12 protein-coding genes are annotated in these 16,146 nt (G+C 41.5%); 10 read left to right on the plus strand and 2 right to left on the minus strand.

Features of this window, described 5'->3' with window-relative positions:
• Positions 1 to 47: 47 nt before the first annotated feature.
• The 4 genes from HXT53_RS01895 to HXT53_RS01910 all read left to right on the plus strand — a co-directional run bounded on the left by HXT53_RS01895 (position 48) and on the right by HXT53_RS01910 (position 5,094).
• On the plus strand, positions 48 to 743 hold the full coding sequence (locus HXT53_RS01895; RefSeq protein WP_004112409.1) for a hypothetical protein: 696 nt from the start codon (positions 48 to 50) through the stop codon (positions 741 to 743).
• A gap of 153 nt (positions 744 to 896) precedes the next feature.
• Positions 897 to 2,234 carry a type I glutamate--ammonia ligase gene (glnA, locus tag HXT53_RS01900; RefSeq protein WP_004112411.1) on the plus strand — a complete coding sequence of 446 codons (1,338 nt, stop codon included), beginning with the start codon at positions 897 to 899 and terminating at the stop codon, positions 2,232 to 2,234.
• 389 nt (positions 2,235 to 2,623) lie between these two features.
• On the plus strand, positions 2,624 to 3,580 hold the full coding sequence (locus HXT53_RS01905) for a nucleoside hydrolase (protein ID WP_004112414.1): 957 nt from the start codon (positions 2,624 to 2,626) through the stop codon (positions 3,578 to 3,580).
• A gap of 110 nt (positions 3,581 to 3,690) precedes the next feature.
• Positions 3,691 to 5,094 (plus strand): MFS transporter, encoded by a 1,404-nt coding sequence (locus tag HXT53_RS01910; RefSeq protein ID WP_004112416.1) that lies wholly within the window; start codon positions 3,691 to 3,693, stop codon positions 5,092 to 5,094.
• A gap of 117 nt (positions 5,095 to 5,211) precedes the next feature.
• On the opposite strand, the gene hrpA is transcribed toward HXT53_RS01910, so the two are convergent.
• Entirely contained in the window at positions 5,212 to 9,279 is a 4,068-nt protein-coding gene (hrpA, locus tag HXT53_RS01915; RefSeq protein WP_004112419.1) for an ATP-dependent RNA helicase HrpA, read from the minus strand.
• A gap of 28 nt (positions 9,280 to 9,307) precedes the next feature.
• A complete protein-coding gene (locus HXT53_RS01920) occupies positions 9,308 to 10,009 on the minus strand; it encodes a class I SAM-dependent methyltransferase (protein WP_004116812.1) in 702 nt (233 codons plus the stop codon).
• A gap of 169 nt (positions 10,010 to 10,178) precedes the next feature.
• On the opposite strand from HXT53_RS01920, the gene hflX reads away from it, so the two are divergent.
• The 6 genes from hflX to HXT53_RS01950 all read left to right on the plus strand — a co-directional run bounded on the left by hflX (position 10,179) and on the right by HXT53_RS01950 (position 16,133).
• Complete coding sequence (gene hflX / locus HXT53_RS01925) at positions 10,179 to 11,648, plus strand: GTPase HflX (RefSeq protein WP_013399502.1); 1,470 nt, start codon at positions 10,179 to 10,181, stop codon at positions 11,646 to 11,648.
• Between the two features lie 133 nt (positions 11,649 to 11,781).
• Positions 11,782 to 12,744, plus strand: coding sequence for an L-lactate dehydrogenase (locus HXT53_RS01930; RefSeq protein WP_004112440.1), 963 nt, complete (start codon positions 11,782 to 11,784; stop codon positions 12,742 to 12,744).
• A 158-nt stretch (positions 12,745 to 12,902) separates the two neighbouring features.
• Positions 12,903 to 14,249 (plus strand): SufS family cysteine desulfurase, encoded by a 1,347-nt coding sequence (locus HXT53_RS01935; RefSeq protein WP_101887871.1) that lies wholly within the window; start codon positions 12,903 to 12,905, stop codon positions 14,247 to 14,249.
• 66 nt (positions 14,250 to 14,315) lie between these two features.
• Positions 14,316 to 14,963 (plus strand): Fe-S cluster assembly sulfur transfer protein SufU, encoded by a 648-nt coding sequence (sufU, locus tag HXT53_RS01940; RefSeq protein WP_004116808.1) that lies wholly within the window; start codon positions 14,316 to 14,318, stop codon positions 14,961 to 14,963.
• A gap of 53 nt (positions 14,964 to 15,016) precedes the next feature.
• Entirely contained in the window at positions 15,017 to 15,457 is a 441-nt protein-coding gene (locus HXT53_RS01945) for a metal-sulfur cluster assembly factor (RefSeq protein ID WP_004115603.1), read from the plus strand.
• 13 nt (positions 15,458 to 15,470) lie between these two features.
• On the plus strand, positions 15,471 to 16,133 hold the full coding sequence (locus HXT53_RS01950; RefSeq protein WP_174142751.1) for an HAD family hydrolase: 663 nt from the start codon (positions 15,471 to 15,473) through the stop codon (positions 16,131 to 16,133).
• Positions 16,134 to 16,146: the final 13 nt, after the last annotated feature.

A 16,146-nucleotide genomic window follows, 5' to 3' on the forward strand; every position in this document is an offset into this window, starting at 1 on the left:
GTTTTTAAGTGGCGTTAACTAGCTGTTTAATAAGTTAGGGGTACAAAATGTGTGCAGATCATGAAGGTTTGAGTGAAGATAGTAGCTACAAAAACTTTGCGAATAATGGGAAAAATTCCAATAATTCTTCTAATTCCAAAGAGTCGAAAGAAGTTCGCACATCTTTTACTGATAAAGAGCTTGAAGATGCGTTACTTGGATTTGAAAAAGAATTTAACGATGAACAAAAACATGATTCTGTCGATGATGTTGTAAACAAAATTGAGCAAGCAAACTTTGAAGAAGATTTGGAAGGTTTGCTGGGTAAAAAAGCCAAGTGTGCTCTGTTTCTAACTGTTATGGAACCAGGGGAGCTTCTTGCTGCTTTTTGTAAAATGGCTGGTATTAGAGCTAAATGTTTTAGTGACGAGAACGGTGGAGTCGCCGTTTTATGCGATTTAGACGAGGATAATCCAGAAAAATCTGTTAAACGATTCACAGAGTATTTTCGCGGTATTCCAGCGATTTTAATGGTGAATCGAGCTAATAAAATTGATGCAAAAGTCTACGAATATAAAAAAGAAGTACAGGATGCTATTCCTCCCATGGTTCTTACCATGTCTGCTAGATGTGTGGAAGATCTTATGATTTGTTATGCGACAGTTGAAGATCTTAAAGAGTCTGGGATTGAGGTTACTTATACGGATGATTTAAGTGATGAGCAAGCTAAAGAGATTTTTTATAAATATGGCAAAAAAATGTGAGCCTAATCTTGCAAATACGCTAAATTAAAAGTAAGTAAATTCATTGCTATATTTCTAAATAAAAACTAAATATAAGAGATAATATAGTCATTGCGTTTTGCTCTAAAAACATGTTGAAAAATATAAGACTTGAATACTGATTGGACTGTAGATATGGATAGACAACAAGAGTTCGCTTTGCGTACGGTTGAAGAGCGTGATGTCCGTTTTATTAGACTATGGTTCACGGATGTACTTGGAACTCTTAAATCGGTTGCTATTGCTCCAGCAGAGCTTGAAGCTGCGTTTGAAGAGGGTATTGGCTTTGATGGGTCTGCGATTGAAGGCATGACTCGCGTTTTAGAAGACGACATGATTGTTAAGCCAGATCCTTCGACTTTCCAACTTTTGCCATGGCATGGCGGCCCAGAGGGTACGGCACGCATGTTTTGTGACGTTTTAACGCCAGACGGGGAGCCGTCTCTTGGAGACCCTCGTCATGTTCTTAAGACTGCGCTCGCAAAAGCTAAAGAAAAAGGCTTTACTTTTTACGTTCATCCAGAAATTGAGTTTTACTTATTTGAAACGCAAGACGATTGGTCTAAAGCACCTGTTCCTATTGATGAAGGTGGGTATTTTGACCATGTTCCAAGAAGTTCGGCAATGGACTTTCGTCGTAGTGCTGTGAGCATGCTTGAACAGATGGGTATTTCTGTTGAGTATTCTCACCACGAAGGTGGCCCTGGTCAAAACGAGATTGACTTAAGATATGCAGACGCTCTTACTACTGCAGATAACATTATGACTTTCCGCACTGTTGTTAAGGAGATTTCTCTTGAGCGCGGAATGTATGCGAGCTTTATGCCTAAGCCTTTAACGGATCAGCCTGGTTCTGGTATGCACACGCATTTAAGCTTGTTTGAAGGAGATTCCAACGCTTTCTACGAGGCTGGGCAAGAGTTTAATATGTCGCTTATTGCGCGCCAATTTGCGGCTGGTATTTTGCATCATGCTGCGGAAATTTGCGCTGTTACCGATCAGTATGTGAACTCTTATAAGCGCTTGTGGGGTGGAGCGGAAGCGCCTAGCTATGTTTGCTGGGGTCATAGTAACCGTTCTGCGCTTTTGCGTGTGCCTCAATATAAGCCAGGCAAAGGTAATTCTTGCCGTATGGAGTTTCGCGCGCTCGACCCTGTGGCGAATCCGTATCTTGCATACTCTGTTTTGTTGGCTGCTGGTTTAGATGGTATTGAAAAGCAGATGATTTTATGTGAGCCTACGAGCGATGACGTTTGGGAGCTTACGGATGCTGAACGTCAGGCTATGGGTATTCAGCCACTTCCTGAGTCTTTGGATGAGGCTTTGAAGATTATGGAGAAGTCTGATTTTGTGGCTAGCGTACTTGGTGAGCATGCTTTTGAGTATTTCTTGCGTAATAAGCATCAGGAATGGGAAGAGTATCGTCGTCAGGTCACTCCTTTTGAATTGCAGAAGTATTTGCCTAGACTTTAGTTTTCTTTTGCATTGCTTTCGCGCGTGTCAAATCTAAATTTTTGGATATTTTTCAAATGTTATTATTTGTGATTGTTGACACGCGTTTTAATTTTTTGTATTCATATGTTTAGTTTATGGCTGAGCTCACAGCTATAATCTAAACATATGTTTATATATATTAACGTTTGTTGAAAATTATAACATTTTATAACAAAATTCGTGAATATTAACAATTAAAGCAACATTATGCCTTCTTGCTTCTATTTAAATATGCCATTGCTTTTCGAGATTATAATAATAAAATTTTTAAATTGGTGATACTTAAATATCAAGTTAGATATTCAATTACACCCATGATTTACAACGACTGTAAGCCATGCCTAAATATAAGAAGGAAGGTAACTCAAGTGAAGAAGCTGATTCTTGATCTTGATACTGGTGTTGACGATACTCTCGCTATATCTTATGCTCTTGGAAGTCCTGAAATGGAGCTTATTGGCATAACTGGCACATACGGTAATGTTTTAATGGAGCAAGGTGTTCGTAACGCGCTTGCAATCACAGATTTACTTGGGCATCCAGAAGTAAAAGTTTATAAAGGTCTTTCACACGCAAGCACAAAAGATTCGTTTGAAGTGCTTCCAATATCTGCTTTTATTCATGGTGACAATGGAATTGGCGATGTTGAAATTCCAGATTCTCCTCGCAAAGCAGAAGATGAATCCGCTGTTGATTTCATTATTGATTCCGTAAAGAAATATGGCAAGGACTTAGTGTATGTTCCAACCGGTCCAATGACCAATATTGCTGCTGCATTGAAGAAAGCTCCAGAAATCAAAGACGAAATCGGAAAGATTGTTTTGATGGGTGGCGCGCTCACCATTCATGGAAACGTAAACGCTTGGACTGAGGCGAATATTTCCCAAGATCCAGATGCTGCAGATATTCTATTCCGTTCTGGTGCTCCAGTGACAATGATTGGTTTGGATGTTACCTTACAGACTTTGCTTACTTACAAGGAGACAAAGCAATGGCGTGATCTTAACACCAAGGCTGGCAAGTTCCTTGCAGATATGACTGATTTTTACATCAAAGCTTATGAAACCACTGCTCCGCACCTTGGTGGATGTGGTTTGCATGATCCTTTGGCTGTTGCTGTTGCAGTTGATCCAACGCTTGTTACAACGCTTCCAATTAACATGCAGGTTGATGTGGAAGGTCCAACTCGCGGTCGTACCATCGGTGATGTTACGCGCTTGAATGACCCTGTTAAGACAATGCAAGTTGCTGTTGGTGTAGACGTTCCACGATTCTTGAACGAGTTTATGACGCGTATTTCTGGTTTGGCAAAAATCGCTGGCTGAGATCATATTGTTTGTGTTGCGCAACATTTTGCGACCTTCTACGCTTCTTGTTGCACAACATGCTTTATGCGTAAATGTAAAAATTAAAAATATTTATTGATCGGATTATTATGACTGAAATTGCAAAATCTACTGCGGTAGATCCATACGAGGATCCAAAAACCCGCGACAAAGTGGCGATTTACTCGCTGATTTTGTTGCTTATAACCTTTATTCTTGGAACATTATGTTTGCAGGGATTTAATCTTGTATTCGACCAGATTGGCAAGGCTGTTGGTGCCCCTGATCAAGCTTCGCTTATTACAAGCTTGCCAATTATTGTTCTAGGTATCGTGTGCTTTATATACGGTTCTCTAGGTGACTTTGTTTCTCTTCGCAGACTTATAACAATCGGTCTTGTAACACTGTTTGTTGGTTCCTTGTTTGGTTTTATTGCAAACTTCTTCTTTACTCCAAATTTGTGGACTGTTATTATTGCTCGCATTATGCAAACTGCTGGTGAACAGGTAGCAGGTTCTTCCTTCCTTGTTATTGCAACTAAGTATTTGCGCAATGATTTGAAAGTTATTTTCTTTGGACTCTTTACTGCCGCATATCAGCTTTCTGCTTCTATCGGCGTATTTGCTGCTGGTGCTCTTAGCTCTATTGCTTGGCAATATTTGTTCCTTATTCCTGCGATAACCATTCTGTTCTTGCCAGTACTCGTTAAATGCTTACCGACTAAGAATGGTATTGGTGGAAAGATTGATAAACTCGGCTTTACCATATTCGGTATTGCTGTGACATTGTTGACTTTGTTCTTCTCTTACAAAGTTTGGGGATTGTTACTTGGATCCATCGTCCTGTTTGTTGTGTTCGCTGGATACATTATGAAGGCAAAGAACCCGTTTGTGACTCCTGCATTCTTTAAGAATAAGCGTTGGCTTTCGGGCATTGTTTTGATATTCATCTTCTACTTTACTAACTATTGCATGCCTCCAATTTACAATGTAATTGGCGGTGCTTTATACAAGATGGATACTTCTCAGGTTTCTTCTTACCTTGTATGGGCATTCGTCGTAGCAGCAGTGTTTGGCACTTGCTCTGGAACAATCATCGGTTTCATTGGACGTAAAGCTGGTATTATTACAGCTGCTGTTCTTATGATTCTTGGATGGGTTGGTGCTGCTGTATTCATCAATTCTGGGTTCCTTACATTAACACTGTGCGCATGCGTTTACTACGCTGGGTGCGGACTTATGTATTCGCCAATCGTTTCTACTGTTCTTAGCGCATTGCCTGTTGAAGAGTCTGGTCGTGGCTGCGGTATGAACGATTTGGTTATGAACGTTACAGCTTCTATTGGTATTTCTATTTTCAGCGGATTCTTTGCTGGAAATCTGTTCAAAGGATTCTCCTTTGCGAATATTCAAGGATTAGCTGCAGGATACTCAAACTTGCTTATGATGGGCGCTATTGTAGCCTTCATAGGTTTGGTGGTTTACATAGTTCGTAGCGTTATGGTTAAAGAGTAATTAATCTTTACCCAATATATTAGTGGTCACTATCTTGCAGTCATCTTTGGCTGCGTGGATAGTGACCACTTTTTGTAGTCTTATGCCGCGCATTTTTACGCTAACATAGTTTTTACGCTAACATAGTTTTTTCATACGCTGAATACTAATCGGGTATGCTGTTCCAAGTTCTTGTGCCCAAAGAGAAACATAGAATTCTTCGCACATCCACTTTAGTTTTTGAGCTTTTTCTTGAGCCTCATCTCTATTAGGTCCAGCAGGCAAGCTTTCTGCTCTATTTTGAGCTTCTAGCACAAGCTTATGAGCTTCATCTGCTTGCCAAGCCCATCGTACATCTCTATCCTTATTTGTTTTAGCTTTATCAAGTCTAATTAAATCAGCATGCAAGTAGCGTTCTATTGAACTAAGTGCGCTAGAATCTGCTTTTGCAATAAATCCAGGAAAAACAAGTGAGGCTGCGTGTTCTCTAATCGATTGAAGAACGCTAAGCATTGGCAAGTCGGCTTTGCCGCCAACAGCAGTGCTAACTTTAGCAAAACGCTTCAAAATAGCAATCACATCGTGCGCAATACCATAAACTGTATCTTCGTATACTTCGGCAATATTTCCAACAGCTTCCTTAAGCTCAACATCGTTAGTAATTTTTTGTGTATCTGGTATAAGTCGCTTAATAGCTGCCATTTGCAAATCTTGGGCCAAATCTTTAGAAGACTTATAAGGTGCAGAAGCAAGTATCAGAGCCTCACTTCCGAGCCATCTAGATGTAATACGTTTATCATCTAAAATAAGCATATTGAGCGCGCCCTGCCAAACCATTTGAGATCTAGAAAGATTAGTTGCACCAGACTTGTGTAACAAATCTGCTCTCTCAACAACATTTCCAGCTTGTGCAGCTTTAATCGCTTTGCTATTAACAACATTTAATGCACACTCTTGAGCTGATTTTGCAAAGCGATGCTGAAGACTTATTAGCGATTTATCTGTTCCTAAAACAGTAGGCTTAATGCGCTTTTTGCTTTGATTATGGGAATTGTTTGATTTATTTTGATTAGCTTTCTTTTGCTCAACGCTAAAAGTTATACGCAAATAAGGAGATAGCCGTTGCAACTGTTCATCGCTTAAAACTTCTGGGTGGATTTGTGCTCCAACAACACTAATCGCAGCTTTAGTAAAGACTTCGCTAAAATCTTGCCAAATAAAATCTTCTTGTGGATTTTCGTTTATTCCTGGAAGATAGTCATAATTGTCATCTATCCACTCACGGATTTTACGAGCAGTATCTGGAGCTGGAACGAATTGTACGCGCAAAGTCTTAGGAAGAGACTTAATCATGCCAATAATAAGCTCGTCTAATAAGCCTGGCACATTCCAAGTAAACTCTTGAGGTTTAAGTCGCAAAAGCGCATGAAGTGGAACGTGTACAGTTACACCATCTAAAGGATCATGCGGATCATAAATGTAGCTTAAACGCAAGTTGATTTTCTGACCGTCTGTTCCAATCGTATGCCAAGTATCTGGGTAATCTGCCAAATCAGTGTCATTTGCGTATTGCAAGCGCTCAACACAATCTGGGTTAAAATCAAGAAAATGCGGGTCTTGGAGCCTGTAATTTTTCCACCATTTAGCTAAATCTGCAATAGTCGTAGCTTCTTGAGGAAGTTTATTATCGTAAAAAGTAAACAAATCCTCGTCGTTTACAGTTTCGCTTGCCTGTCTAGTGCGATTTGTTTGATTATCGGCATCGTTTAAAATGTTAATATTTGAGGAGATAAAATCGTTGAATGGAAAACGCTGTTGAACGTTTCCTTCGACTAAGCCTTGACGAATCATTAACATTCGAGATTCGTAAGGGTTGATTTTAGACCATTGAACAGTGCGATTTTGCACAATAGGCAAGCCGTACAAAAGCACCTTCGATTGGGCGATTGCTGCACCTTTGCTTGCGCTCCAATGAGCATCTGAATATGTTACGCGAGTAAGATTCTTAGCTAAAGACTCTGCCCAAGCAGGGTCGATTTGCGCGCAATACCTTGCCCAAAGTCTAGAAGTTTCAACTAATTCCGTACACATAATCCAAGAAGGAGTTGTTTTAGAAACAGATGAAGCTGGAAAGATTGCAAACCTTGTGCTTCTAGCACCCTGATAATCGTTTTTTGCCATTTTTTGAGCGCGCTTAATAGCGCGAATTTTGGCTGTTCCGCGAAGACCTGCAAAATCCGAAGCCTTAGGCTCGCGAATAACTTGCATGCCAATCATAGAAAGCAAGCCAGAAAGCATAGAAGCGTGGATTCCTTGGTAATCCCAAGTGCAGCAAAGACTGTGAGCAGCTTGCTGATTATTTGGTAATTGGCGGATTTGCAAAGGTGCGCGTTTAAGTGGTAATGCTTCGCCAACATTATAATGAAGTTCTTTGCATAAATCTTTAAGCTGATTAACTAAATCTTTCCACTGTTTTAGGCGTAAAAAGTGGAAAAATTCCTCTTTGCAAAGTCGCCTTAGCGCGTTATTGCTTATTTCGCCATCCGCTTGGAATATGCGATCCCAAATATTCAATGCCGTTAAAAAGTCACTTAACTCGTCTGCATAACGATTGTGTAATCTATCTGCTTCATCGCGTTTATCTTCCGGACGTTCGCGCGGATCTTGCAAACTCAAAAACGCCACAATTACCAGCACAGCAGCAAGAGTATTAGGAGTGGTTTTACGCGCAGCTTCAATAATCATGCGTCCTAAACGAATGTCAATCGGTAGTTTAGAAAGCTCGCGTCCAATATGAGTTAAAGTGATGAAGCCTGATTTTCTGCTTATTGCACCAAGTTCACTAAGCTCGTTAAAGCCGTCGCTTACAGCCTTAATATCTGGAGGATCAATGAATCCAAAATTCGTTATATCTTCGCCAGTTTTAGCAACACCAACAGAGAGCATGTGTAAAACAACAGCGCCGAGTGAAGTGCGTAAAATCTCGGGGTCGGTAAAGCGCGGGCGAGTTTCGTAATCTTCCCTAGAATACAAGCGAATAGCAATGCCATCTGCAATTCGCCCACAACGACCAGAGCGCTGATCTGCACTTGCTTGAGAAATAGGTTCTATAGGAAGACGCTGAACTTTAGCAGACTTAGAATATCTAGAAATTCTAGCAAAACCAGGGTCTACAACGTAGCGAATCGAAGGCACTGTAAGAGAAGTTTCTGCAACATTAGTGGCGATTACAATGCGCTGATGTGTGTGGTGTTCAAAAACGCGATGCTGGTCTTTAGAAGAAAGACGTGCAAAAAGTGGAACAATCTCAATGGCGTCACTACGATTCATGTCGCTTGCACGCGCACCGAAATAAGAACGCAACGATGCTTCAAATTCTCGAATATCGCGCTCGCCAGAAGCAAAAACCATAATATCGCGCGCGCCTTGAGTGTGGTTTGAATGAATCACAAGTTGCGCGCATGCGCGAGTTACAGCAGAAGCAATGTCTTCGTCGCAAATATCGCCGCTTTCCGAAAGACTTTGGCTTTGCGCAACGCTTTCATCATCCATAGCAATATCGGCAAAACCTGGAACGTGCCTCATAAGTGAAGGCGCGCTTCCAAGCGGCTCGTAAAGTACGCGCACGGGGTATGTTCGCCCCGAAACCTCTATAACAGGCACCTTAATGTGCAGCGCTTGCTCAAAATGGTCTTTAAATTTTGCAGAATCTATTGTTGCAGAAGTGATAATAAGTTTTAAGTCTTTGCGCTTTGGCAAAAGAGTTGTTAAATATCCAAGCAAAAAATCAATATTTAGGCTACGCTCGTGAGCTTCATCAATGATAATAGTGTCATAGCGCGTAAGAAGTGGATCGCGTTGAATTTGAGCGAGTAGAATACCATCCGTAACTATCCGAAGCTTTGTTTTAGATGAGCTTTCGTCGTTAAAACGTACCTGATAGCCGATTTCTTCGCCAAGCTTAACACCCATTTCGCTTGCGATTCGTTCGGCAACTGTGCGCGCAGCAAGTCGTCGAGGTTGTGTGTGAACAATTTGCTTTCCGCGACCACCTCTGCCAAGTTCCAAAGCCATTTTTGGGATTTGAGTGGTTTTGCCAGAACCAGTTTGACCAGATACGATTATAACCTGCGACTCTTTAATGGCTTCAATAATCTGGTCGTGTGCAGCACAAATCGGCAGTTCACTAGGATAGTCAAAGTTCATATTCAATCCTGTTAAATTTTGCTAAATCTTATTTTCTTAAAACTTCTATAATCCTGTATCCCTTAGAGCTTGCGTATTTTTCAACGCTAAAATCTTCCCCAAGAGTTTTAGAAAGCCAAGTGATTAAGGAATCGGAGCCAAGATTTTTTTGAACAACTAAATAAGCAGCTCCACCAACTTTTAGGCGAGGAAGCCAGGTGATCAAAATATTGTGCAAAACGTCTTTTCCAACGCGGATTGGAGGATTAGACCAAATAAGATCAATGTCTTTTAGCGCATCTTCTTTTAATGCATCTTCTACAAGATAAGTGTGAATGTTGTTTAATCCAGCATTCTTGGCATTAATATCAGTAAGATCTAGAGCACGTTCATTAACATCTACAGCATAAATTTGCGCATTAGGGGATTCAAAACCTAAAGCCAAACTAATAGCACCCCAGCCGCAACCGATGTCGAAAAATCGCCCATTTTCTGGAGGCTGTGGAGCGTGTTTAAGTAGAACTGCAGTGCCTAAATCAAGCTTAGAGGAGCTAAAAACTCCATTAGAAACCTGCACGCTAACCTCGTGACCGCGCAAATCAACATGCAAAGTTCGTCTTAAGTCTAAAGAGTTTGGATTAGCGGAAAAATACTGTTCGCCGCCAGTTTTAGCTTCTTTAGTATTTTTGTTTGTTTTAGTAGCATTAATGCTGCTCGTCTTTTTAGTTTTATTAAAAGTGTTAATAGCCATTTTAGTGTTGCGTTAAAAATTATGTCTTCTAGATTCACAATAATAAAACAAACGTTGTAAATCGTGTATTAACAGGGGATTTAGCGTTAGTAGTTAAAGCAAAATAGCAAAGGGCATAGTTTTGGTAGATACTTTAGCAAACAGCAATTTGGCGAGTGGTGATAATAATATGCCTGAGCATAAAAATGAGCATAAAGACGTTCTTTCAGGACATTCCGAAGTACTACTAGATTCCACAAACACTGGATCAAGCCTAGAAAGTAACGATGAAGCTTGGCAAGAGCGCGAATCAAGAAACGCCTTAAAACGAGTTGCGGGTCTTGGAGAATTACAAGACGTAACCGAAGTAGAATACAGAAAACTAAGACTAGAACGCGTTGTTTTAGTAGGAGTATGGTCTAGCGCTCGCGGAACTTTAAGCCAAGCAGAAGAGTCCCTTAGAGAGTTGGCGGCGCTTGCTAAAACAGCTGGCGCAGTAGTATGCGACGGCATGTTGCAGCAAAGATACAGACCAGATGCAGCAACGTATGTTGGTTCTGGAAAAGCGCGTGAACTTGCAGCGGTTGTGGCGCAAAATGATGCGGATACGATTGTGGTAGACGACGATCTTCCACCAAGCCAAAGAAGAGCTTTGGAAGATGCCACTAAAGTCAAGGTTGTAGACAGAACGGCTGTTATTCTAGACATTTTCGCTCAGCATGCAACAAGTAGGGAAGGAAAGGCACAAGTCGAGCTTGCTCAGCTTCAATACATGCTTCCGCGACTTAGAGGTTGGGGTGCTGCTCTTTCTAGGCAGGCTGGTGGTCGCGCTGCAGGAGATGCAGGAATAGGCTCTAGAGGCCCTGGAGAAACAAAAATCGAAATGGATAGGCGCGCAATTAGGAATCGAATTTCAAAATTGCGTCACGACATTGCACTAATGGCACCAACTCGCGAGACAAAGCGCGGATCTAGGCGTCGTCAAGATATTCCAACTGTTGCAGTAGTAGGGTATACAAATGCTGGAAAATCTTCGATTATAAACAGACTTACAGGATCTAAAGAACTTGTAGAAAACGCGCTTTTTGCAACTTTGGATACTGCTGTTCGAAAATCTTTAACTAAAGATGGTCGCGCTTATACACTTGTAGACACTGTTGGCTTCGTTAGAAGGCTGCCTACTCAGCTAGTAGAAGCGTTTAAATCAACTTTGGAAGAAGTTGGTAATGCAGATGTAATTTTGCACGTAGTTGACGGTTCTCACCCAGACCCTGTTTCTCAAATTGAGGCAGTTAACGAGGTTTTAGCTCAAATTGACGGTGTGGAAGATATAGCGCAAATTATTGCTTTTAATAAGTCGGATGTTATGCAAGAACCAATGCGTTTACGCTTGCAATCGTTGTATCCTGATTCTTTAATTGTGTCTGCTGCAAGTGGAACAAATATTGACCGTTTAAGAACGCGTATAGAAAATTTGTTACCTTCACCACATGTTCATGTTAAAGTTACATTGCCTTATAGCGATTATTCTGGGTCTTTGCTATCTAGAGTTAGGGAAAACGGTATTGTAAAATCCGCGGAATATAAGGATTCTGGTGTAGAATTAGATGCTTTTGTTGGCGATTCTTTGGCTGCAAAACTTATGCAAATTGCACTTTAAACAAAATTCCGGTGGTGTGATTAAAGTAAAAACTGTTTATACACATATAGCTCTTAATGTGAGAGCAGCCCTTGTATTTTTCTATTTATAAGTTATAAGGGTCGACTCGGTTTGTGGAAAAGGGGTTTTTCTAATGGTGAGTTCTCAGGTTAAGCCAACTAAGCTTGCGATTATTGGTGCTGGTGCAGTAGGTTCCACGCTTGCGTTTGCTGCAGCTCAGCGCGGTGTTGCTCGTGAAATTGTGCTTGAGGATATCGCTAAGGAACGTGTTGAGGCAGAAGTGCTCGATATGCAGCATGGTTCTAGCTTCTATCCAGCCGTTTCTATTGATGGCTCAGATGACGTTGAAATCTGCCGTGACGCAGACATGGTTGTTATTACTGCTGGTGCTCGTCAAAAGCCTGGTCAGACTCGCTTGGAGCTTGCAGGTGCAACCATCAACATTATGAAGTCGATTATTCCTAATGTTGTGAAGGTCGCTCCAAACGCTATCTACATGCTTATTACAAATCCTGTGGATGTTGTTACGCATGTTTCTATGAAGCTTTCTGGTCTTCCTGCTAATCAAATGTTTGGATCTGGTACAAACCTTGATTCTGCACGTTTGCGCTTCCTTATTGCGCAGCAAACTGGTGTGAATGTTAAGAATGTTCACGCTTATATTGCTGGCGAGCATGGCGATTCCGAAGTTCCTCTTTGGGCTTCTGCAACTATTGGTGGTGTTCCAATGTGCGAGTGGAATGCTCTTCCAGGTCATGAGCCATTGGATGAAGCTAAGCGCGAAGAGATTCATCAAGAAGTTAAGAACGCAGCTTACAAGATTATTAACGGTAAGGGCGCTACAAACTACGCTATCGCTATGTCTGGTGTTGATATTGTTGAAGCCGTTCTTCGCGATACTAACCGCATTTTGCCAGTATCTTCTCTTCTTGACGATTTCCATGGAATCTCAGACGTCTGCATGTCCGTTCCAACTTTGTTGAACCGTAATGGCGTAAACTCTCGCTTGAACACTCCAGTTTCGGATCGCGAGCTTGCTGCTTTGAAGCGTTCTGCGGAAACTCTTCGTCAGGCTGCTGCAGAGTTTGGATTCTAATTAATATTAGCTGTTCATAAAACGCTAATTATTAAAATTTAAATTTTGAAAGTCGTTCCTTCAATCTTTGTTTTGGGGGAGCGACTTTTAAATTATGAACAAGATTTATAAAATTTGATTGTATAGGTTGTATAAATTTGCTTAAAAGGGGATTTTGAATGTTTAATCATAAAAATCTTGAGACAGATACTGTGTTAATGCACAAGTTTGAAGATTTGAGATCTCAATTTCCAATTTTAAGTCGCAAAGTACATTCAAAACCCTTGATTTACTTAGATTCTGCAGCTACTGCTCAAAAGCCGCAGGTTGTAATCGATGCAGAGAGCGAATTTTATAAGACTATTAATGCTGGCGTGCATAGGGGGGCGCACGAGTTGGCGGCGCTTTCGACAGTTGCCTTTGAAGAAGCGCGTGCAAAAGTTGCAAAACTCGTTGGTGCTTGTAGTGAAGAAGGAAACGAAGAGATTATTGTTACGCCTGGTGCTACGGGCGCTCTAAATCTTCTTGCCACTTCTATTGGGAACGCTACGATTAACGCTAGATTAAATCGCACTGGTTTTGCTGAAGATAACTTAACTTTGCGCAAGCATTTTGTGATTAATGAGGGAGATAATATTGTTGTTTCTCGCTCAGACCATCATTCTGTTTTGTTGCCGTTCCAAGAGCTTGCGATTCGATTGGGTGCAGAGCTTCGCTGGATCGATGTAAGTGAAGATGGTCGAGTGCGGGCGGACGCGGATTATTTGAGCACGATTGTTGACGAGCGCACGAAAATCGTTGCAGTTACGCATATTAGCAATGTTACTGGCGCTATTACGGACGTTTCGCCGATTTGTAAGCGTGCGCATGAGGTTGGTGCAATTTTTGTTCTTGACGCATGCCAGTCTGTTCCGCATATTCCAGTTGATTTTCATGCGCTAGATGTTGATTTTGCAGCTTTTAGCGCGCATAAAATGTACGGCCCTACGGGCGTTGGGTTCTTGTATGGACGCCGCAATCTTTTGAACAGTCTTCCACCAGCCAATTTTGGTGGATCTATGGTGGAGCTTGCGTGGCTTAACAAGCCAGCGCAATATATGCAAGCGCCTTACCGTTTTGAGGCGGGAACTCAGCCAGTTGCACAAATGGTTGCTGCAGGAGTAGCTGCGGATTGGCTGCGCGCATTGGGCATGAACCGAGTTGCAGAGCACGAGCAGGAACTTGCTGCAGAATTGTTGAAATTGCAGGATGTTCCGGGCGTTCGCGTGCTTGGGCCGCTTGATTTAAACAACCGTATTGCAACGGTTTCTTTTGAGGTTGAAGGCGTGCATCCGCATGACGTTGGCCAGTTTTTGGATGCGCAAGGAATTGCGATTCGCGTTGGACATCATTGTGCTCAGCCGATTCATCGCCATTTTGGCGTGTATGCTTCAAATCGCGCGTCTGTTGGAGTTTATAACACAATCGAAGAAGCTCGCGCGCTTGTGGAAGCTGTTTCCCATGTTCGCGCATACTTTGGTGCATAGTATTGTCAAATAAAATTCAAATAGAATTCAAATAAAATACTGTTTAATAACAAATAAGGAGAGCATATGTTTGATATGAGTGTTGACGACGGTAGTGGCTTAGAAAGCATGTATCAAGAAGTGATTTTAGATGCTGCTAGAAATCCGCACGGAAAAACACATTTTTCAAACACAGAAAGTCTTTCTAAAGCAGAAGAGCAGGAAGAGAAAGTTGAGGAGGCTTCGGATAAGTCGCCAGCAACCGATGAGTTAAAAAACAATTCTAATATAACAATTACAAATCATCATGAAAATTGTGCTGTAGAAGCTAATAAAAATTACGCATTAGGAAAATCTCATCAATTTAACCCAACTTGTGGAGATGAGGTTACGATGCATGTGGAACTCGCTAAAAACGTTGACAATTCAAGCAATGCGCTTGTTAAAAGTATTAAGTGGGATGGCCATGGTTGCTCAATTTCGCAAGCTAGTCTTTCGATTATGGTTGATTTGGTTGAGGGAAAAACTGTTGCGGATGCCTTGCGATTAGCCGCGCTTTTCCACAAGCTTATGGAATCTAGGGGAGCGGGATTAGAAAACGAGCAAGACGAAGATGAGTTGGAAGATGCAATGGTTTTTCAAGGCGTTTCTAAATATCCAATGCGAATAAAGTGCGCATTGCTTGCATGGGAAGGCTTAAAAGACGGTATTGCAAAGGCTATTGAGGCTTTATAAAATCGTATGTGGCTTTATAAAATCGCAGTGTAACACTAAAAATAAGGAATATTATGGCAGAAAATCAAGCTCAATCTCAGATCAACGTAAATAGCATCGGTCGCGTAACTGAGGAAGACATTCAGGATGCTTTGCATGATGTTGTAGACCCAGAGCTTGGAATTGACGTAGTTGATTTAGGTTTAGTTTACGGGATTGAAATTGATGAGCTTGGACGCGCGATTATTACGATGACGCTTACAACGCCTGCTTGCCCGCTTACGGATTTGATTGAAGACGAGTGCGCGAGTGCGCTTGTTGGATTAGTTGATGAATTTCGTATTGATTGGACTTGGAAACCGCGTTGGAGTGTTGAAAATATTACGGAAGATGGGCGCGCGCAGCTTGAGGCGCTCGGCTATAATTTGAACAATTTGCCTGCTAGCTTTGGTGCTGGAATTGGTGCTGGTGCTGGAATGTCGTCCTATGCCGGAGGAATTTCGCCAACTGAATAATTTAGGATTTGTAATGATTTGCACAGAAGATGTTTCGCCTAATCGCAATGATTGCAAGAATAGTTGTGATTATTGCGATTTATGCGCGCAAAAAATTATTGAAAACGGCATAACAGATGTTGTTTTTGACTTGCATCTTCTTGTTGATTGGGATGCGCGTCGCACGTTGGAATCGTATTACCCAGATTATATTGGCGAGGTGCTGTTTAGCTATGAGCCAGAATGGGGTTTTGAGTTTCACGAGGCTTTGCGTGAATCAGGATGGAGCATTGAGCGTGCGCTTGAATCGTTTAGTGAGCATCATGGTCCTGCCGTAACTTGGCTTTATCGCTTGTATTTTGAGAATTTTTTACACGGATTTTTAGGGGAGCGAGAGCGTTTTGCGGCTGTTGCTCGCGATTTAATTGCAAAAGATGTGCGCGTTTGGGCGTTTGGAAATGCTTCACAAGAGTGGGTTGATTGCGCGCGCACAACTTGCCCAATACTTGGCGAGATAAATGGCGTTAGCGCATCTTATGAATATCATTTGCGCAAGCCGAATATTATGATTTATCGAGATTTTTTGAGCAAAAATGGTTTGAGCGCATCTTCTACTGTTTTTGTTGAATCGGATTTGCGTAGTTTAAAAACTGCACAAAGAATTGAGTGTGCATCTACAAAATTATTCATGCTGTAATAAAACTATTCAC

The organism is Gardnerella sp. KA00390, assembly GCF_049244075.1.
Lineage (GTDB): Bacteria > Actinomycetota > Actinomycetes > Actinomycetales > Bifidobacteriaceae > Bifidobacterium > Bifidobacterium vaginale.